The following is a 17,290-nucleotide window of genomic DNA, read 5'->3' on the forward strand; positions in this document are numbered from 1 at the left end:
GGCCGCCCTGGGGCCGCCCTCCGAGGGGGTTCTGCGCCGCCGCTCCTCCCTACGCCGCGTGCCGCGGCCGCTCAGCGACCGCCGCGCGGCTACTCCGTCGGGTACTCCTCCACCACGGTCGCGCCCAGCTCCCGCACGATCAGGTCGTGGCCGGACAGGGCGGACTCGTCGAGGTCGGGGTCGTCGTCCTCGGGGATGTCGTCCTCGGGGGCCACGGGGGCGGGCTCGGGCGCGGGAGGCCTGCCGGGCCGGGCCGCGGCGGCCGGACCGGCGGCGGGACCGGAGGCCGCCCGTGCCGCCGGAGACAGGTCGGCGGCCGGGGCACCGGGACCGGGAGCCGGGGGCGCGGCCTGGGGAGCCGCCGTACGCGGCGGGGCCGCGACACCACCCGGCTGGGCACCGCCGCCGTAACCGCCGCCCGCGGATCCGCCGTAGCCGCCGCCCGTGGGTCCGCCGCCGTAGCCGCCACCGCCTCCGAACGCGCCGGAGGGCTGGGGCGCGGGGGCGCCGCCGCCCGCCGGGTCGACGACCGCCTCGATCTTCCACTGGACGTTGAACTGCTCGGCCAGCGCCTGCCGCAGCACGTCCTCGCTGCCGCTGCTCGCGAAGTTGTCCCGGGCGCCCGCGTTGACGAAACCGACCTGGAGGGTGGTGCCGTCGAAGCCCGTGACCTGGGCGTTCTGACTGAGCAGGATCCAGGTGAAGCGGCGGCGGTTCTTCACCGCCTCCAGGATGTTCGGCCACAGCTGGCGCGGGTCGAGCCCACCGCCCGCCGGGGCGGGTGCGGCTGCCGGGGCGGCGGAAGGAGCCGGGGCGGCGGAAGGGGCGGCAGGAGCGCCGGTCGTGCCGCCCGCGCCCGCCGGGCCGGCCCCGGCCGCGGGCTGTCCGCCGCCCGGGGACGCCGCCGTGGGCCACCCTCCGGGCCGCCGGCCACCGGCACCGGCCGGGGCGGCCGTGGGCCAGGCCCCCGGCGCTCCCTGCCCGGGCGCCGCGGCGGGGGCACCCGCCGGGGCCGCGGGGGGCGGGGGTGCGGCGGGGGTGGCTCCGGACGCGGGCGCGTCCTGGTCGCGGTCACCGGCGGGGGGCGCGGCCGGTCCCTGGGGCACCGGCGCCGCGCTGCGCGGGCCGGTCCCCGCGGCTCCGGCTCCCGCCGGCGCGGCGGGGCCACCCGGAGTCACCGCAGCGGCCTGTGGCCCCACCGGTGTGCCGGGCGCGCCCTGGCCCCCCGAGGCGCCCTGGCCTCCGGGAGCCCGTACCGCCGCCCGGGCCGCCGCGGCGCCGGTGCCGGGCGGCACCGGCGCGCCGCCGGCGAGGCCCGCTCCCCCGTGCGCCTCGGGCCCGGGCACGTAGCCCATCGCGGGGGCGCCCGCTCCTGTGCCGAAGCTCACGCCCCGCTCGATCCGGTCGAGGCGGGCCATCACGGACCGCTCGTCGCCGTACGCGGCGGGCAGCAGCACGCGGGCGCAGATGAGCTCGAGCTGGAGGCGGGGCGAGGTGGCGCCGCGCATCTCGGTCAGGCCCTCGTTGACCAGGTCGGCGGCGCGGCTCAGCTCGGCGGCGCCGAAGGACCGCGCCTGGGCCTGCATGCGCTCGATCACGTCGGCGGGGGCGTCGATGAGCCCCTTCTCGGCCGCGTCGGGCACGGCGGCCAGGATCACCAGGTCCCGCAGCCGCTCCAGCAGGTCGGCGACGAAGCGCCGCGGGTCGTTGCCGCCCTCGATGACGCGGTCGACGACCTCGAAGGCACCGGAGCCGTCCCCGGAGGAGAACGCCTCGACGACCGAGTCGAGCAGCGAACCGTCGGTGTACCCGAGGAGGGAGGTGGCCATGGCGTACGTCACACCGGCTTCACCGGCACCGGCGAGGAGCTGGTCCATGACGGACATGGAGTCACGCACGGAACCGGCACCGGCCCGCACGACCAGCGGGAGCACGCCCTCCTCGACGGGGATGTCCTCCTTACGGCACACCTCGCCCAGGTAGTCCCGCAGGGTTCCCGGGGGGACCAGCCGGAAGGGGTAGTGGTGGGTCCGCGAGCGGATCGTCCCGATGACCTTCTCGGGCTCGGTCGTGGCGAAGATGAACTTCAGGTGCTCCGGCGGCTCCTCCACCACCTTGAGCAGCGCGTTGAAACCGGCCGACGTGACCATGTGGGCCTCGTCGATGATGTAGATCTTGTACCGGCTGCGCGCGGGCCCGAAGAAGGCCTTCTCGCGCAGGTCACGGGCGTCGTCCACACCGCCGTGCGAAGCGGCGTCGATCTCGATGACGTCGATGGAGCCGGGGCCGTTGCGCGCCAGGTCGCGGCACGAGTCGCACGTACCGCACGGCGTCGGCGTGGGGCCCTGCTCGCAGTTCAGGCAGCGGGCGAGGATCCGGGCGCTGGTCGTCTTGCCGCACCCGCGCGGACCGCTGAACAGGTACGCGTGATTGACCCGGTTGTTCCGCAGCGCCTGCTGCAGCGGGTCGGTGACATGCTCCTGCCCGATGACCTCGGCGAAGGACTCCGGGCGGTAGCGGCGGTACAACGCGAGAGACGACACGCATACGAGGTTATAGGCGCCCACCGACAACCGGCCCGGCCCGCGAACGCGGCCACCGCCCCCAGAACGCGAGCGCCCCCCACGCACCCGCCAGAGCCGACCTACCCTTGCTGCCTTCCGGCCCTGGGGGAGTTCAGTCAGATAGCGCCGCGTGAGGGGCTGCCGAAAGACTACCCGATCCAGGGGCCCGGGAACGAGTTCGCGAGCACGGCTCCGCGTCATGTAATGTTTCCGGCGGAGGATTCGCCTAGAGGCCTAGGGCGCACGCTTGGAAAGCGTGTTGGGGGCAACCCCTCACGAGTTCGAATCTCGTATCCTCCGCCAGGCTGAAGGACCGGACCGTACAGACGGTCCGGGCCTTCGTCGTGCATGCGCCCCGGCGGCCCCGCCCGATCGCCTCGTGACCGCGCACGGCGCCCGGGACACGCACCGGAGCCCGGGGCCTCCCGGTCAGGGTTCGGGAAGCCCCGGGCTCACAGGCTCCGGGCTCAGCGGGAGGAGGGGCCGGAGGAGGCGGGGGTGCGGGCGGACGGTGCCGGCTCCTCCCGCACGGCGTCCGGCCGGGAGGTGCGGGGCACGCGGTGACGGGGAGCGGTGCGGCGGGGCGGGCGGGTCAGGGTGATCTGGCGCACGAGCTGCTGGAAGCAGGCCAGGGACGCCAGTCCCGGCAGGGCCGCCGCCGCCATGTCGACGAGCGTCTTGGGCGCCTGGATGACGCACAGGAGCATCGCGATCGACGAGAAGAGCAGCACCACGCACCACGAGTGGACGGCCCGCCGCCGGTGCAGCGCGGCACGCAGGACGGACAGGGACGCCACCAGCCAGGGCCCGTACACCAGCAGCGGCCACCACGACGCGATGCCGTCCTGCATCCGGGCGACGGCCACGAGGCGCAGGGGGTCGTAGGCGACCATGCCGCCGAAGAAGCTCACGGTGGAGGCGGTCACCGCCGCCAGTGCGCCGATGACGTGGCTCGCGGTGCGCACGCCACTCCTCCGCCTGCGCGGACGGACCTTGCGGTGACCGTGGGAGCCACGCCGCAGGGGAGGGAGTTCCGCCGTGATTTCCTGGAGGTTCTCCAGGGGCGTGTTCGGCGCGCCGGGAACGGCGCTCCCCGCGCCCGCGCTTTCGGGATCTACGACCCTTCCGCTCCTCCGGGTCCTTTCGCCCCTTTCGTCCCTTTCGGTGCGTTCGGTGCGGTCGCCTGGTCCGGTTCGATCGGTTCCGCCGATTCGACCGGTTCTTCCCGGGTCCGCGTACTCCGCCGCACCGAAATGATCAGCGGTGCCGGCGTAGTCCGTGAAGCCCGCATAATTCGCGGAACCTGCGTGATCCGTGAAGCCCGCATGATCTGCGAAGTCCGCATGATCCGTGAAGCCCGCGTGATCAGCGGAACCGGTACGGGCCGTGGAGCCCGGGTGGCCCGTCGGCTGTTCGGCGGGACGGCCGCCGGCCTGCGTCCATTCCCCCTCCACGGGAGTCCGGGGCGGCTGCCGCTCCATGGCGTCCCGGAGCATGAAGGCCAGTTCCTCGGCCGGGTCCCACGCGGAGTCCGGGGGGACCAGGGGGCCGAGGGTGCCCGAGAAGAACTGCGTCGGGGCCCGGTGACGGCCGGTTCCCGTCCGGCGGCGGGGTTCGTCGAAAGCTTCCGGTTCCACATGAGGATAATCAGCGGAATAGCCCGTGCGCCGGCCGATACGTTCGTCATACATGTCGCGGCCCGGCTATTCGGGACGCGCGAAGACGGGACGGCTGTCCGAGCCGACCCACCTGCGGGCCAGGTCGGCTTCCAGGGCACTCATCGCGTCCAGGAAATCCTGTAGCAGCGACTCGGTCGCCTTCAGCGCGGCCTGCGAGTCGCCCCTGGTCAGGGCGGCGTCGGCCTTCGCGTGCGCGGGTCCGGGTAGGTAGGTGTAGGGACCCGGCGCCACCGCGTGCCCGGCACTCGTGTCCTCGCGCTCGCGGCCCACGAGCAGACCCAAGTACCCTTCCCTGGATGCCTTAGTCATATCCCACCTAACGCCACCCGACTTCCCCGGATGCGCGGCAAACGGGTGAAGGAATTACCCGATGGGGCCTATATTGTGCGATCGGATGCTTCATCCGTTCAGCCGACGAGATGGGCGTCGGGCGAAGACTCCTCGGCGGCCGGGTCACCTTCGAGCGGACGTGTATTTTTTTTGAGCACGGCGACCATATGCCGACGGCGACGCAATTCCTCCGTGTCGACCCGCCACATACGGCATTGATAGGGTGGTACGAGAATGGACCCCGCGGTGCAGGCGGAAGCACACACGACCAGCATCCAAAGGGTGACATTCCACATGATTTTTTTCTCCCTGGGCGCGGCGGCGCGACACCGGAATAACGCCCTGGAATATGCGAGGTTACGGAAGCGGAACAGAAGTCCTCGGGTGGCCCAATAGGAAGCTCGGCTCCGTGCGCCACCCTGTGCGACTGGTTCACGACGGGTACGGTCCCGGCCGCGCGACACGACCGGTTCCTGACGGCCACGGTCCCGGCGCATCACCCACCGCACCGGCCACCGCACCGCGGAACTCACCTGGGCCGCAGGCCGTGCGGCGTGTCCTCCGGCAGGCGATCATCGGGACATGAACGTCACCCTGCACCTCGCCCAGGACCCCGACGCCGACGCCCTCCTGGGCCGCAGTCCGCTCGCCGCGCTGATCGGGATGCTGCTGGACCAGCAGATCCCGATGGAGTGGGCGTTCAAGGGTCCGGCGACGATCGCCCGGCGCATGGGGACCGACGACCTGGACGCGCACGAGATCGTGGCGTTCGACCCGGAGACCTTCGCCCGGCTGCTGTCGGACAAACCGGCCGTGCACCGTTACCCGGGCTCGATGGCCAAGCGCATCCAGCAGTTGTGCCACTACCTCGTCGAGCACTGTGCCGGCGACCCCGAGGCGCTGTGGCGGGACGTGGAGAGCGGTCCGCAGCTGCTGCGCCGGCTGGAGGAACTGCCCGGCTTCGGCAGGCAGAAGGCGCAGATCTTCCTCGCGCTGCTGGGCAAGCAGCTGGGTGTCCGGCCCGAGGGCTGGCGGGAGGCCGCCGGGCCGTACGGCGAGGAGAAGGCCTTCCGGTCCGTGGCCGACATCACCGGCCCCGAGTCGCTGGCCAAGGTGCGGGCCCACAAGCAGGAGATGAAGGCCGCCGCCAAGGCGGCGAAGTCCGCCGGGAGATGAGGGGGCGGACCGCTCCCCGTCAGCCGGACGGCCTACAGCGGTGGCGACCGGACCGCGCGCGGTCCAAGCATGGACCATGACCGAGCCACCGAGCAGCGGCCCCGGCGGGCCGGGCTACGACGACCGCCACGTCCACGCGAAACGTGATCCGCGCGACCCCGAGCAGGCATACGGGACGGGGGAACCGGGTCCTGGAGGGCCGGAAGGCCCCGGAGGCCCGGAAGGCCCCGGCGGGCCGGAAGGGTCCGGCGTCCCCGGAGGACCCGGCAGTACCGGAAGTCCCGGAGGACCCGGCAGTACCGGGAGTCCCGGAGGGCAGGCGGGTCGGACCACGGCCCCGCCGCCCTACTCCGATCCCCGGTCCGAAGGCCGGCGCTCCGAAGGCCTCCGAGCCGAAGCTCCCCGTTCCGGAAGTGCCGGTCCCGAAGGCTCCCGCTACGAGCCGCCGCTGGAGGGACCCCTGCACCACCTCTCCCGCGCCGCCTGGCAGGCGGTCCTCGCCACCGGCGTGGCCGCCCTCGTCCTGGGCATCCTCGTCCTGCTGTGGCCGGGCGCCTCCCTGCTGGCCGCCGGGATCCTCTTCGGCGTCTACCTGGTGGTCAGCGGAGTGCTCCAACTGGTCTCCGCCTTCGGCACACACAAGTCGACGGCACTGCGCGTACTGGCCTTCGCCAGCGGTGCCCTGTCCATCCTGCTGGGCCTGTTCTGCTTCCGCAGCGCGATGCAGTCGATCCTGCTGCTGGCCCTCTGGATCGGCATCGGCTGGCTGATCCGCGGGATCACGCAGACGCTCGCCGCGCTCCACGACCGGACGGCACCGGCCCGCGGCTGGCAGATCTTCCTCGGCATCCTCACCTTCATCGCCGGGATCGTCCTGATCGACTCGCCGCTGGCGTCGGTCGCCGTACTGACCCTGCTCGGCGGCTGGTGGCTGGTCGTGGTCGGCGTGATGGAGATCGTCACCGCCTTCCGCATCCGCGGCCACGCCCGGCACGTCCCGCGCACCGTGTGAACGACGGCGTCAACACGGCGAGCGCCACCTACCCCGTGCGGGCGGTTCCACCGGCCGGTGCGATGAGGGGCGTACGTCCGCCGGGGAGACAACCGTCGTGAGCACCGTGCCGGACCGGCACCCCGAGGACCGCGCCGTACGCCGCCCCGCGCGACGTGCGGCGCGGCGGGGTGTCCGGCCGCGCAGGGGGGTGCCGGCTCGGGGACCGGTGTCCGCGCTGCCGCCGGTGGCGGCGCTGTTGCTGGGGCTGCTGCCGGGAGTGCTGCTGGTGCTGGTGCCGCTGCTCGCCCTGGGCGGGCCGGGCGGATACACGGCGGCGTACCCGGGCCCGGCCGCCGGGGCGGCACCCGCCGCGGGCCCCTGGCCCGGAACCGCCGGCACCGGAGGCGTGAGCGGAAGCGGGGGCCCGGAGGACGGCGGGGGCCGGAACGCCGGGCCGGGCCCCGGTGGCAGGGGGGGCTGGAGCGGTGCGGGCGGTCAGGGAGGGGGCGCGGCCGAGGAGGAGATCCCCTGTGCGGCCCCTGCACCCCGGCCGCCGGTGCGCGGGGGCGGACGCGCAGGCGTGCCGCCGCGGCGCGCGCCGCTCACCGCGACGGCAGGTGGCACCGCGGCGGCCTCGGCCGCGGACGGCTGCCGCTCCGGCCGCGTCCGCCCCGCGCCGCCGCTCCCGCCCCACCGTCTGAACGCGCTGCGCTGCGTGGTCCTGCGCTGCTGAGCCGGCCGGGGGCCGCCCCACCGGGCCGCCCTCCGCAGGCAGTCAGCCCGACCGGACCCGACCGTCGAGAAAGTGAAGCGCAGCCATGCCCAGCGACCCCTACGCGGTCCTGCGCGCCCTCGTGCGCGCGGAGGCCGCCCGCCGTACCCCCGCACCCGCACCTCCGTCCCCGCCCCCGCCCCCACCGCCGCGGGAGCCCGCCACCGAGCCGCACCGCTCCGAGCCACCCGGCTTCGAGCCGCCGGGCTCCGGGCAGGCCGCCTCCGGGCAGGCCGCCTCCCACCGGGCCCGCGCCGCCACCGGCGAGCCGGAAGGCGACTGAACCCGCGGCACATCCCGTGGGCCGGGCGCCGAGGCGCCGGCGCCCGGCCTCACCGCCTCCGGCGGGCCGTACCGAAGAGCGAGCGGGTGATCTCCCTGCCGAGCTGGGTGCCCACCGACCGCGCCAGGGCCCTGAACGCCCCGCTGTTGACCACCTGCTCGATGACCGACGGCTCCTCCGCGGGACCCCGGTCCCGTTCCCCCGCGCGAGCCCCGGCCGCGGAGCGCCGCCCGGCCTCGGCGGCCTCAGCCGCCTGGGCCGCCTGAGCCGCCTGAGCCGCCTGAGCCGCCGTCAGCTTCTCGTACGCCGATTCGCGGTCCACAGCCTGTGCATAACGTTCGTAGAGAGGGGACGCCCGCACCGCGCGGTCCAGGCCGGGGCCGTCGACCGGGCCCATCAGGGACTGGGGCGCCCGCAGCCGGGTGACCGCGACGGGGGTCGGCGCACCGCTCTCGCTGAGCACGGTCACCACCGCCTCGCCGATCCCGAGCCCGGTCAGGACCTCCTCCAGGTCGTAGGCCGAGTCCGGGAAGGTCTTCACCGTCGCCTTCAGGGCCTTCCGGTCGTCCGGGGTGAAGGCGCGCAGGGCGTGCTGGACGCGGCTGCCGAGCTGGCCGAGGACGTCGGCGGGCACGTCCTTGGGGGTCTGGGTCACGAAGAAGACCCCGACGCCCTTGGAGCGGATGAGACGCACGGTCTGCGTGATCGACTCCAGGAACGCCTTCGAGGCGTCGGCGAAGAGCAGGTGCGCCTCGTCGAAGAAGAACACCAGCTTGGGCCTGTCCGCGTCACCGACCTCCGGCAGGTCGTGGAAGAGGTCGGCCAGCAGCCACATCAGAAAGGTCGAGAAGAGCCGCGGCCGGTCCTGCACGGCGGGCAGTTCGAGGACGGAGACGACACCGCGGCCGTCGCCCGCCGTGCGCAGCAACTCGCTCGTGTCGAACTCCGGCTCGCCGAAGAAGTCCGCCATGCCCTGCGCCTCGAAAGCGGTCAGGGAGCGCAGGATCACCCCGGCGGTGGCGGTCGACAGGCCGCCGATGGCCCTCAGTTCCTGCTTCCCCTCCTCGGAGGTGAGGAAGGCGGCCACCGCCCTGAGATCCTTCAGGTCGATCAGCTCCAGGCCCTTGGTGTCGGCGTAGTGGAAGATCAGGCCGAGCGACTGCTCCTGGGTCTGGTTGAGTTCGAGGACCTTGGAGAGCAGGACCGGGCCGAAACTGGTGACGGTCGCGCGCAGCGGCACACCGTGTCCCGTGCCGCCCAGCGCGTAGAACTCGGCGGGCAGAGAGGCCGGGGCCCACTCCTGGCGCACCTCGGCGGCCCGCGACCTGATCCGGTCGTCCGCCACGCCGGGCGCCGAGATCCCGGACAGGTCGCCCTTGACGTCGGCGAGGAAGACGGGCACGCCCTGGGCCGAGAGCTGTTCGGCGACGAGTTGGAGCGTCTTGGTCTTGCCGGTTCCGGTGGCGCCGGCGACCAGTCCGTGGCGGTTGAGCATCGCCAGCGGGATGCGGATCCGCGCGCCGGGCAGACAGCGGCCGTCCTGGACGAGGGCTCCCAGTTCGAGGGCGGGGCCGGTGAAGGCGTAGCCGGAGGCGATCTGCCGGGCGCCGGGCGGGAGCGCCGGGTCGTTCCCCGCCGTCCCCGGCGCGGTCTCGCTGTCGCTCATCTCAAGCCCCTGTTCAGCCCCTGGTCCCGATTCGCCCGGTTTGCCGCGGCATTTCCAGCGTGGCACTGCGCTGCCGAGGCTGCGCCCGGAAGCTCTGGGCCGGTAGGCTTTCCGTGTGATCTTCAAGCGCATCGGAAACGGCCGGCCGTACCCCGACCACGGCCGGGAGAGCACCCGGCAGTGGGCGGACGTCGCGCCGCGCCCGGTCCGCCTCGATCAGCTCGTGACGACCAAACAGCAGCTCGACCTGGAAACCCTGCTGGCGGAGGACTCGACCTTCTACGGCGACCTCTTCGCGCACGTCGTGAAGTGGCAGGGCGACCTCTACCTGGAGGACGGCCTGCACCGCGCGGTGCGGGCCGCGCTGCAGCAGCGTCAGGTGCTGCACGCGCGCGTACTCGAGCTGGGCTGAGCCGGGCCCCCGGCCCCGGGCTCGGCAGCCGTGCGCGACAGGCCGTGCGCGCCGAGCCGTACGCCCGCGCGGGCCGGTCCGGGCTTCCCGCCGGGCCGGGCTGAGCCACGCGGACGGGCCGGTCCTGCCGCAGAAGCGCCAGGCGGAACCCGCAGCCGGGCAGATCCGGCCCCCGGCCGTGGCCCGGCGGGTAACGGTTCGGACCCGTAACGGCTTGGACCTTTCGGGTTCTACTGGGCGATATCCAATGATCATCTAGTAGGAATCGCCGCCCCGGCGCACTACGCTGCGCCCATGAGCATGCTGACTCCCCCCGGCATGGGCGGGAAGTACCGGATCACGGGGAACAAGTACCCGCGGATGCGCCGGCCCCGGCGGCACGGCAGGCTCGTGTTCGTGGCCGCCGCCTCCGTCGTCGTCCTGGGGGTGACCGGCTGGGGCACGCTGCAGCTCATCGACGTCTTCACCGGGAGCGACACCAAGGCCTCGGCGGCCGGCACCGGAACGCACTGCGCGACCGGTGCCGCGGTCCGGTCCGGTCCCTCCCCGGCGGCCTCCGCCCGGACGCTGCCCGAGCCGGGCGCGATCACGGTCAACGTCCTCAACGCCACGCCGCGCGGCGGGCTGGCCAAGCAGACCGCGGACGAACTGAAGAAGCGCGGCTTCCGCATCGGGCACGTGGGCAACGCGACCAAGGAGTTCGACAAGAAGGTCAAGGGAGCCGGGCTGCTGCTCGGTCCCGCGTCGGCCCGCGACACCTCGCTGCCCGTGCTCGCCACCCAGCTCCCGGGCGCCGGGAGCCGTACCGACACCCGCAAGGGCACCGACGTCGACCTGATCATCGGCGACGGGTTCAAGCAGCTGGCGTCGCAGCCGGCGGCCCAGAAGGCACTGGCCGCCCTGTCCGCCCCGCGGACGGCGGCCGGCACCCCGCAGAAGGGGTGCTGAGGCGGGCGGGCGGCTGCCCGCCCGCGCCGCGGCCGCCGGTTACTCGGCCGCCCCGTACATCCGGTCGCCCGCGTCGCCCAGGCCCGGGATGATGTAGCCCTGCTCGTTCAGCTGTTCGTCGACCGACGCGGTCACGACCGTCACCGGCGTGCCCGCGAGGTCGCGTTCCATGACCGCGACGCCCTCGGGGGCGGCCAGCAGCACCACCGCCGTCACGTCGTCGGCGCCGCGCTCGATCAGCTCCTGGATCGCCGCGACCAGCGTGCCCCCGGTGGCGAGCATCGGGTCGAGGACGTACACCTGACGGCCGGAGAGGTCCTCCGGCATGCGCGTGGCGTACGTCGAGGCCTGCAGCGTCTCCTCGTTGCGGATCATGCCCAGGAAGCCCACCTCGGCGGTCGGCAGCAGCCGCACCATGCCGTCCAGCATGCCGAGTCCGGCGCGCAGGATCGGCACCACCAGCGGGCGCGGGTGGGAGAGCTTGACGCCGGTGGTCCGCGCGACCGGCGTGGAGATGTCGACCTGCTCGGTCCGCACGTCCCGCGTCGCCTCGTAGGCGAGCAGGGTGACCAGCTCGTCGGCGAGCCGGCGGAAGGTCGCGGAGTCGGTGCGCCGGTCGCGCAGCGTGGTGAGCTTGTGGGCGACCAGGGGGTGGTCGACGACGTGGAGACGCATGTGCCAACAGTAACCGGGCGGTGAGGGCACCCGCCCGCCCGCCACCGTCCTCGCACCGGCGGCCGCCGCACCCGCCCGGTCCCGCGCCGCCGTGGCATCGAACCCGCCGTCCGGGGGAAGGTGGGAGGGACGGACTGGGGTGGTGGACCGATGCCTGAGCGGCGATCCCGCAAGCATCCGTCACCGGGCGAGCGGCCCGGGAGGACGGACGAGACGGAGACCACGGCTGCCGCGGCGACCGCGAGGGCCGCGGCGGACGGCGGCGGACGGGAGCCGGAGGACCCCCGGCGCGCCGGCACCCGCCGGGACACCGGTCCCCGCACCCGCCCAGGCATCGGCCCCGACGCGGGCACCGGCTCGGACCAGGACCCGGACGGGGAGCGCCGTCGGCGCCGGGCCCAGTTCCTGCGCGACCTCGCCGAGGCCCGTGAACTGCGCGACCGCGTCCAGCCCCGGCGGGCCAAGGCCGCCCGCCTGCGGCACGCGATGCGCATGCGCACGTTCCGCTGGTAACAGGCGCGGACCGGCGGCCCCGGGCCGCGCCGGGAGGGCCGCGGAACACACCGGGGAAGCGGGGAAGAAAGGAAAGGCGCGCCGACGTTCCGAGGTGGGCCTGCGTGGCCGTGGGCCAAAGCCGCGTACGATCCGCAGGTGGCGGCAACGAGTGCGCTGGTGAGTCCTTTACCGACGAGCCGCAAAACTGCCGGACACAGGGAGCCGAAGACGTCCCCTGAGCGCCTTGTTTCTGCCACGATTCCGAGTGGGTGGGGCTCGGAGCCCAGCTCTTCCCGCCCAGAACCTCCGCCGGGGGGACCCCCAACCGGCACGCCTATGACCAGTGGGAGAGTCACGGTGTACTTCGCCGCACTGCTCGCGCGCACCGAAGACGGGTGGGAAGCGAGCGACACGGAGCTCGACGATGTGGAGACGCTGTCCGACCTGGCCGACCTGGCCCGGGAGGCCTCGGCCGAGGACGACACCGTGCTCGTCCTCATCGAACAGGAGGACGCGTGGTTCGGTGTCGTCCGCGTGGACGGCGAGGACGACCCTCGCATCTACGTCTCGGACGCCGCCGCGGCGGCCCGCAGTTCGTACGGGGAGATCCTGCTCACCGACGAACTGCTCGGCCGTGAGCCCGGTGACGACGCCGCCGATCTCGACGCCCTGGACCTCGACGGCACGGAGGACGGCGAGCCCTCCTCCGCCGGGGACGACGACGAGGAGGAGGAGTCCGGTGCCGCCGAGGCCATCACGCACAGCCCGCTGGGCGACGGCGAGATCCTCGACGACCTGGGCATCAGCGAGAAGGAGCTGCGCGCCCTGGACGCGGACGACGCGCTGAGCGCGATCGCCGAGGTCCTGGGCGCCGCGGAGGTGCTGGAGACCGTCCGCTGACCCCGCCCCCGGCCGACGACACGACCCGGCCTGCCGAGCCACACCGCCCGGCGGGCGCGCCGGGCTGCCCCGACGCCGCCGGGCCGGAAAGGGACGGGGGTGCCGGCGACCCCGTCCGCGACCGCTGGCGGGACGCGATGCGGCTCGCCCTGGAACAGGCCGCACTGGCCGTCCGGGGCGGGGACGTGCCGGTCGGCGCCGTCGTGCTGTCGGGCGACGGCGCGACCGTGCTCGGCGCCGGGCACAACGAGCGGGAGGCGACGGGTGATCCGACCGCGCACGCGGAGGTCCTCGCCATCCGGCGGGCCGCCGAGCGGGTGGGGCAGTGGCGGCTGTCCGGCTGCACCCTGGTGGTGACGCTGGAGCCGTGCACGATGTGCGCGGGGGCCGCCGTCCTCTCCCGCGTCGACCGGATCGTCTACGGCGCCCGTGACGAGAAGGGGGGCGCCGCGGGCTCGCTGTGGGACGTCGTGCGCGACCGGCGGCTCAACCACCGGCCCGAGGTGATCGAGGGCGTGCTCGCCGAGGACTGCGCCGCGGCCCTCACCGCCTTCTTCCGCGCCCGCTGACCCCCGCCGGGCGGTCCGCCTCCCCCACCCGCGGAGCGGACCGGGAAACAGATTTCAAACCACGGCCCCCGGTGTTGTAGGGTCTGTCTCGGTAGCGTGTCCGAGCGGCCGAAGGAGCTCGCCTCGAAAGCGAGTGTGGCGCAAGTCACCGAGGGTTCAAATCCCTCCGCTACCGCTTGTGAAGGGCCCCGTCCACCGGACGGGGCCCTTCGTGCGATCATCATGCGATCATCTACAGCGATCGACCGCGCTCGGCTCGCAGCGCTCGACGACGGGGGAGCCGGCGCCCGGGGCAACCAGCGACAGGGGGAGACCGCGATGGCGGTGAACGCCAAGAAGATCGTCGTCTACGTGCTCGTGGTCTTCGTGCTGTACGTGATCATCACCGACCCGGCCAAGGCCGCCGACTACGTCCAGATAGGCTTCGAGGGCATATCCAACGCCGCCAAGGCCATCGGCGACTTCATGACGTGGGCCGCGAACGGAGGAAAGTGATGATCCGCCACCTGGTCCTCTTCAAGCTCAACGAGGGCGTGGAGCGCGACGATCCGCGCGTCGTGGAGGGCGTCCGGGCGTTCAGGGCCCTGGGCGGCCGGATCGAGGACCTGCGCTTCTGGGAGTGCGGCTGGAACATCAGCGACCGGCCCATCGCCCACGACTTCGCGATCAACTCGGCGGTCGAGGACGCGGACGCCCTGAAGCGGTACCTGGAGCACCCGGCCCACCAGGCGGGCGTGGCCCTGTGGCGGGAGTTCGCCACCTGGGTGATCGCGGACTACGAGTTCTAGTCGTACGGCCGTACGGCCGCATGCCCGGCCCCGTACCGGAACGGTGCGGGGCTTTGTCGCGTCTCGACCCGCCTTGAGCGCTTGTTCATCCCTCAACACGTGCATATGCGGTGCTTGAACACTTAGCGCCTGTCTTGTGATGCTATGACCGCTTTTGACGGATGAGTTGATCGACGAAGAGGTGGCGTTGACCGTGTCGGCCAGTACTGCGCCACCCCAGGAGGACGTTCCCGTTCAGACCCCGGACCAGTCCCGGACCCCGGCCCCGCCGCAGAGCCAGGCGCAGAGCCGCCCCCAGCCCCAGAGCCCGGACTCCGCGCCGGTCCCCGCCGCCCCCGAGAAGCGGCGCGGCGCCGACACCCGGGCCCTCACCCAGGTGCTCTTCACCCAGCTGAAGGAGCTGGAGCCGGGCAGCCCGGAGTACGCCCGCGTGCGCGGGGCGCTCATCGAGGCCAACCTCCCGCTGGTGCGCTACGCCGCCGCCCGCTTCCGCTCCCGCAACGAGCCGATGGAGGACGTCGTCCAGGTCGGCACCATCGGGCTCATCAACGCCATCGACCGCTTCGACCCCGACCGGGGCGTGCAGTTCCCCACCTTCGCCATGCCCACGGTCGTCGGGGAGATCAAGCGGTACTTCCGCGACAACGTCCGCACCGTCCACGTCCCGCGCCGGCTGCACGAGCTGTGGGTGCAGGTCAACAGTGCGACGGAGGACCTGACGACCGCCTTCGGACGCTCCCCCTCGACCGCCGAGATCGCCGAGCGGCTGCGCATCGGCGAGGACGAGGTGCTGTCCTGCATCGAGGCCGGGCGGTCGTACCACGCGACCTCCCTGGAGGCCGCCCAGGAGGGCGACGGGCTGCCCGGACTGCTCGACCGGCTCGGCTACGAGGACCCGGCGCTCGACGGCGTCGAGCACCGCGACCTGGTCCGCCATCTCCTGGTCCAGCTCCCCGAACGCGAACAGAGAATCCTGCTGCTGCGCTACTACAGCAATCTCACCCAGTCGCAGATCAGTGCGGAACTCGGCGTCTCCCAGATGCACGTCTCGCGGCTACTCGCGCGTAGCTTCCAGCGGCTACGATCCGCAAACAGGATCGAGGCGTAACCGTCACGAGCGAATCGCTCACCAGGGCCGATCCCGGCGACTTCGGCCCGAAAGGCCGTCAGACCCCTTTCCGCCAGGGCTGATTCGCGTATCCGATGTCGACATGTCACTACAGCGTGTTGCCGACATGTGACATTCTGCGGGAAGCGCGTTTGCCGGGGCTTCGGCTCCGGTATTCAGGTGAAGGCTGAGTTCTCCTCGTCAGAGAACGCGGCCACGACCGTCCCGCGACCCAGAGGGGGTGGCATGTCCGCAGAACAGGGCAGCTCCGAGGTGCTGATGCTCACCAAGAGCGAGGCGCCTTCCCCGGCGCTCGAGCCGATCGACGCCCTCGACGACGTGGCGGCCCTCCCGGCCGTCCCGGCTCCGGCCCCGGCGTCCGAGGCCTCGGAAACCATCGACACCCGCACCCTGTCCCGCTCCCTGTTCCTGCGGCTCGCCGTGCTCGACGAGAACAGCCCCGAGCGTGCCTACGTCCGGGACACCCTGATCGAGCTGAACCTCCCGCTGGTGCGCTACGCCGCCGCCCGCTTCCGCTCGCGCAACGAGCCGATGGAGGACATCGTCCAGGTCGGCACCATCGGCCTGATCAAGGCGATCGACCGCTTCGACTGCGAACGCGGCGTGGAGTTCCCGACCTTCGCGATGCCGACGGTGGTCGGTGAGATCAAGCGCTTCTTCCGGGACACCTCGTGGTCGGTGCGGGTGCCCCGGCGGCTGCAGGAGCTGCGGCTGGCGCTGACGAAGGCCAGCGACGAGCTGTCGCAGCGGCTGGACCGGTCGCCGACCGTCGGTGAACTCGCCGCGGTCCTCGGGGTGTCGGAGGAGGACGTCGTCGACGGCCTCGCCGTGGGCAACGCGTACACGGCCTCCTCGCTCGACTCCCCGGCCCCCGAGGACGACGGCGGCGAGGGATCGCTCGCCGACCGCCTCGGCTACGAGGACACGGCGCTGGAGGGCGTGGAGTACCGCGAGTCGCTCAAGCCGCTGCTCGCCAAGCTGCCGCCCCGCGAGCGCCGGATCATCATGCTGCGCTTCTTCGCCAACATGACGCAGTCGCAGATCGGCGAGGAGGTCGGCATCTCGCAGATGCACGTCTCCCGGCTGCTGACGCGCACCCTGGCCCAGCTCCGCGACGGACTCATCTCCGACTGAGCCCGGACCACCCCCGGCGCGCCGACGGCCGCCGAGGCGCCCGTACGGCGCTTCGGCGGCCGTCGTGCTGTCCTGCCGCGTGGTCGGCGCCGCCCGGCGCCCTTTTCCCTGCCGCGTCCCGCCGGACCGCTTCCGTGCCCGCTGGAACCGTTCCGTGTCCGCCCGGACCGCCGCCGCTCCTACTTGAACGCGAGCCAGGCGACGGCCGCGACGACGATCACGGCGACGACGACACCGACGATCAGGCCGACCCGCGGACCGGCGGGCGCCGCCTGCTGCTGCCTCGCCTGGGGAGCGGCCTCGTCGACGAACGCGCGGAACATCTGGGTGCTGCCGGCGGGGTCGTGGTTGCCCTGGGGGCCCTGGGTGTTAGCCATGGCCCGAGACCCTAGCGAAAGCGGCCGCCCCTGCCCAAGTGGGGGCCCGGTTCGCGCTGTTGCGGCGGGCGCGGCCGAGGCCGCGGCTCCGCCCGGACGGCCGGTTTGCCCCGCCCTGGGCCGAAGGGTGCGCCCCGGCGGCCACCACACCCCGCGCCACCTGCATATTTACACCAGCAATACTTGCCTTTGCCAAGTTTTTGCGTCGCCAGGCCATGATTTGTTTGCCTGCAGCAACCAACCGAACCTATGGTTGCCCCAAGCAACGATTACGGGAGGTGCGATGGCCGAGCGGGCGCAGTATGAGGAGCTTGCGCGTCAGCTCAGCGCCGTCGGCGCCGTGAAACGGGACCTGGGGCGGATCCTGCCGTCCGACTGCCCGGCCGGCTCCGCCGCCGT

At 73.1% G+C, this 17,290-nt stretch carries 18 protein-coding genes, 2 tRNA genes, 1 other RNA gene and 3 pseudogenes; 16 read left to right on the top strand and 8 right to left on the bottom strand.

The window, feature by feature from the left end; all coding sequences use genetic code 11:
• Window positions 1–89 precede the first annotated feature (89 nt).
• Window positions 90–2,543, bottom strand: a complete 2,454-nt coding sequence (locus tag ABZ719_RS25790; protein ID WP_366727540.1) for a DNA polymerase III subunit gamma and tau — start codon at window positions 2,541–2,543, stop codon at window positions 90–92.
• 65 nt (window positions 2,544–2,608) lie between these two features.
• Window positions 2,609–2,707, bottom strand: an RNA gene (gene ffs, locus ABZ719_RS25795) — signal recognition particle sRNA small type.
• A gap of 72 nt (window positions 2,708–2,779) precedes the next feature.
• Between ffs and ABZ719_RS25800 the strand changes: the two genes are divergently transcribed.
• Window positions 2,780–2,867: transfer RNA gene (locus tag ABZ719_RS25800), tRNA-Ser, on the top strand.
• 164 nt (window positions 2,868–3,031) lie between these two features.
• Here ABZ719_RS25800 and ABZ719_RS25805 read toward each other — a convergent pair.
• The 3 genes and pseudogenes from ABZ719_RS25805 to ABZ719_RS25815 form a co-directional block, all read right to left on the bottom strand.
• Window positions 3,032–3,631: pseudogene (locus ABZ719_RS25805) on the bottom strand (DUF2637 domain-containing protein); the annotation flags it as partial.
• 636 nt (window positions 3,632–4,267) lie between these two features.
• Window positions 4,268–4,525 (bottom strand): hypothetical protein, encoded by a 258-nt coding sequence (locus ABZ719_RS25810; RefSeq protein ID WP_366727541.1) that lies wholly within the window; start codon window positions 4,523–4,525, stop codon window positions 4,268–4,270.
• Window positions 4,526–4,650: 125 nt separating this feature from the next.
• Entirely contained in the window at window positions 4,651–4,869 is a 219-nt protein-coding gene (locus ABZ719_RS25815) for a hypothetical protein (RefSeq protein ID WP_366727542.1), read from the bottom strand.
• A 286-nt stretch (window positions 4,870–5,155) separates the two neighbouring features.
• Here ABZ719_RS25815 and ABZ719_RS25820 point away from each other — a divergent pair, with 286 nt between their 5' ends.
• The 4 genes and pseudogenes from ABZ719_RS25820 to ABZ719_RS25835 all read left to right on the top strand — a co-directional run bounded on the left by ABZ719_RS25820 (window position 5,156) and on the right by ABZ719_RS25835 (window position 7,798).
• Window positions 5,156–5,749 (top strand): HhH-GPD-type base excision DNA repair protein, encoded by a 594-nt coding sequence (locus ABZ719_RS25820; protein ID WP_366727543.1) that lies wholly within the window; start codon window positions 5,156–5,158, stop codon window positions 5,747–5,749.
• A gap of 448 nt (window positions 5,750–6,197) precedes the next feature.
• Window positions 6,198–6,761: pseudogene (locus tag ABZ719_RS25825) on the top strand (HdeD family acid-resistance protein); the annotation flags it as partial.
• Window positions 6,762–6,858: 97 nt separating this feature from the next.
• A complete protein-coding gene (locus ABZ719_RS25830; protein WP_366727544.1) occupies window positions 6,859–7,476 on the top strand; it encodes a hypothetical protein in 618 nt (205 codons plus the stop codon).
• A gap of 85 nt (window positions 7,477–7,561) precedes the next feature.
• Window positions 7,562–7,798, top strand: coding sequence for a hypothetical protein (locus ABZ719_RS25835; protein ID WP_366727545.1), 237 nt, complete (start codon window positions 7,562–7,564; stop codon window positions 7,796–7,798).
• Between the two features lie 49 nt (window positions 7,799–7,847).
• Here the strand turns inward: ABZ719_RS25835 and ABZ719_RS25840 are convergent, their stop codons facing one another.
• On the bottom strand, window positions 7,848–9,464 hold the full coding sequence (locus ABZ719_RS25840) for a helicase HerA-like domain-containing protein (protein ID WP_366727546.1): 1,617 nt from the start codon (window positions 9,462–9,464) through the stop codon (window positions 7,848–7,850).
• Between the two features lie 115 nt (window positions 9,465–9,579).
• On the opposite strand from ABZ719_RS25840, the gene ABZ719_RS25845 reads away from it, so the two are divergent.
• Together ABZ719_RS25845 and ABZ719_RS25850 are read left to right on the top strand one after the other, a co-directional pair.
• Window positions 9,580–9,876 (top strand): type II toxin-antitoxin system VapB family antitoxin, encoded by a 297-nt coding sequence (locus ABZ719_RS25845; RefSeq protein WP_003986294.1) that lies wholly within the window; start codon window positions 9,580–9,582, stop codon window positions 9,874–9,876.
• 318 nt (window positions 9,877–10,194) lie between these two features.
• Window positions 10,195–10,824, top strand: a complete 630-nt coding sequence (locus tag ABZ719_RS25850; protein ID WP_366727556.1) for a LytR C-terminal domain-containing protein — start codon at window positions 10,195–10,197, stop codon at window positions 10,822–10,824.
• Window positions 10,825–10,863: 39 nt separating this feature from the next.
• Here the strand turns inward: ABZ719_RS25850 and upp are convergent, their stop codons facing one another.
• Window positions 10,864–11,499: a uracil phosphoribosyltransferase gene (gene upp, locus ABZ719_RS25855; protein WP_366727547.1), complete on the bottom strand. Its 636-nt coding sequence runs from the start codon at window positions 11,497–11,499 to the stop codon at window positions 10,864–10,866.
• A gap of 150 nt (window positions 11,500–11,649) precedes the next feature.
• Here upp and ABZ719_RS25860 point away from each other — a divergent pair, with 150 nt between their 5' ends.
• The 8 genes from ABZ719_RS25860 (at window position 11,650) to ABZ719_RS25895 (ending at window position 16,514) form a co-directional block, all read left to right on the top strand.
• On the top strand, window positions 11,650–12,012 hold the full coding sequence (locus ABZ719_RS25860; protein WP_366727548.1) for a hypothetical protein: 363 nt from the start codon (window positions 11,650–11,652) through the stop codon (window positions 12,010–12,012).
• Window positions 12,013–12,351: 339 nt separating this feature from the next.
• Window positions 12,352–12,894 (top strand): hypothetical protein, encoded by a 543-nt coding sequence (locus ABZ719_RS25865; RefSeq protein ID WP_366727557.1) that lies wholly within the window; start codon window positions 12,352–12,354, stop codon window positions 12,892–12,894.
• A gap of 137 nt (window positions 12,895–13,031) precedes the next feature.
• Window positions 13,032–13,463: a tRNA adenosine(34) deaminase TadA gene (gene tadA / locus ABZ719_RS25870; protein ID WP_366727549.1), complete on the top strand. Its 432-nt coding sequence runs from the start codon at window positions 13,032–13,034 to the stop codon at window positions 13,461–13,463.
• Between the two features lie 90 nt (window positions 13,464–13,553).
• Window positions 13,554–13,638, top strand: a tRNA-Ser gene (locus ABZ719_RS25875).
• A gap of 47 nt (window positions 13,639–13,685) precedes the next feature.
• Window positions 13,686–13,958, top strand: a complete 273-nt coding sequence (locus ABZ719_RS25880) for a hypothetical protein (RefSeq protein WP_199811694.1) — start codon at window positions 13,686–13,688, stop codon at window positions 13,956–13,958.
• Window positions 13,958–14,251: a Dabb family protein gene (locus ABZ719_RS25885; RefSeq protein WP_366727550.1), complete on the top strand. Its 294-nt coding sequence runs from the start codon at window positions 13,958–13,960 to the stop codon at window positions 14,249–14,251. The genes ABZ719_RS25880 and ABZ719_RS25885 overlap by 1 nt, the downstream gene beginning before the upstream one ends.
• 187 nt (window positions 14,252–14,438) lie before the next feature.
• On the top strand, window positions 14,439–15,359 hold the full coding sequence (locus ABZ719_RS25890; RefSeq protein ID WP_366727558.1) for a SigB/SigF/SigG family RNA polymerase sigma factor: 921 nt from the start codon (window positions 14,439–14,441) through the stop codon (window positions 15,357–15,359).
• Window positions 15,360–15,605: 246 nt separating this feature from the next.
• Entirely contained in the window at window positions 15,606–16,514 is a 909-nt protein-coding gene (locus ABZ719_RS25895; RefSeq protein WP_366727551.1) for an RNA polymerase sigma factor SigF, read from the top strand.
• Window positions 16,515–16,693: 179 nt separating this feature from the next.
• Here ABZ719_RS25895 and ABZ719_RS25900 read toward each other — a convergent pair whose 3' ends face one another.
• On the bottom strand, window positions 16,694–16,891 hold the full coding sequence (locus ABZ719_RS25900; protein WP_366727552.1) for a hypothetical protein: 198 nt from the start codon (window positions 16,889–16,891) through the stop codon (window positions 16,694–16,696).
• A gap of 283 nt (window positions 16,892–17,174) precedes the next feature.
• Here ABZ719_RS25900 and ABZ719_RS25905 point away from each other — a divergent pair.
• Window positions 17,175–17,290: pseudogene (locus tag ABZ719_RS25905) on the top strand (MarR family transcriptional regulator); the annotation flags it as partial.

This window comes from Streptomyces sp. NPDC006743, from assembly GCF_040703815.1.
Taxonomy (GTDB): Bacteria; Actinomycetota; Actinomycetes; order Streptomycetales; family Streptomycetaceae; genus Streptomyces.

What these genes read in the sequence shown, in the direction of transcription:
- ABZ719_RS25815 (WP_366727542.1), bottom strand. Translation starts at nt 4,869, where the DNA reads ATGTGGAATGTCACCCTTTGGATGCTGGTCGTGTGTGCTTCCGCCTGC.
- ABZ719_RS25820 (WP_366727543.1), top strand. Translation starts at nt 5,156, where the DNA reads ATGAACGTCACCCTGCACCTCGCCCAGGACCCCGACGCCGACGCCCTC.
- ABZ719_RS25835 (WP_366727545.1), top strand. Translation starts at nt 7,562, where the DNA reads ATGCCCAGCGACCCCTACGCGGTCCTGCGCGCCCTCGTGCGCGCGGAG.
- ABZ719_RS25840 (WP_366727546.1), bottom strand. Translation starts at nt 9,464, where the DNA reads ATGAGCGACAGCGAGACCGCGCCGGGGACGGCGGGGAACGACCCGGCG.
- ABZ719_RS25850 (WP_366727556.1), top strand. Translation starts at nt 10,195, where the DNA reads ATGGGCGGGAAGTACCGGATCACGGGGAACAAGTACCCGCGGATGCGC.
- upp (WP_366727547.1), bottom strand. Translation starts at nt 11,499, where the DNA reads ATGCGTCTCCACGTCGTCGACCACCCCCTGGTCGCCCACAAGCTCACC.
- ABZ719_RS25860 (WP_366727548.1), top strand. Translation starts at nt 11,650, where the DNA reads ATGCCTGAGCGGCGATCCCGCAAGCATCCGTCACCGGGCGAGCGGCCC.
- tadA (WP_366727549.1), top strand. Translation starts at nt 13,032, where the DNA reads ATGCGGCTCGCCCTGGAACAGGCCGCACTGGCCGTCCGGGGCGGGGAC.
- ABZ719_RS25880 (WP_199811694.1), top strand. Translation starts at nt 13,686, where the DNA reads ATGCGATCATCTACAGCGATCGACCGCGCTCGGCTCGCAGCGCTCGAC.
- ABZ719_RS25885 (WP_366727550.1), top strand. Translation starts at nt 13,958, where the DNA reads ATGATCCGCCACCTGGTCCTCTTCAAGCTCAACGAGGGCGTGGAGCGC.
- ABZ719_RS25895 (WP_366727551.1), top strand. Translation starts at nt 15,606, where the DNA reads ATGTCCGCAGAACAGGGCAGCTCCGAGGTGCTGATGCTCACCAAGAGC.
- ABZ719_RS25900 (WP_366727552.1), bottom strand. Translation starts at nt 16,891, where the DNA reads ATGGCTAACACCCAGGGCCCCCAGGGCAACCACGACCCCGCCGGCAGC.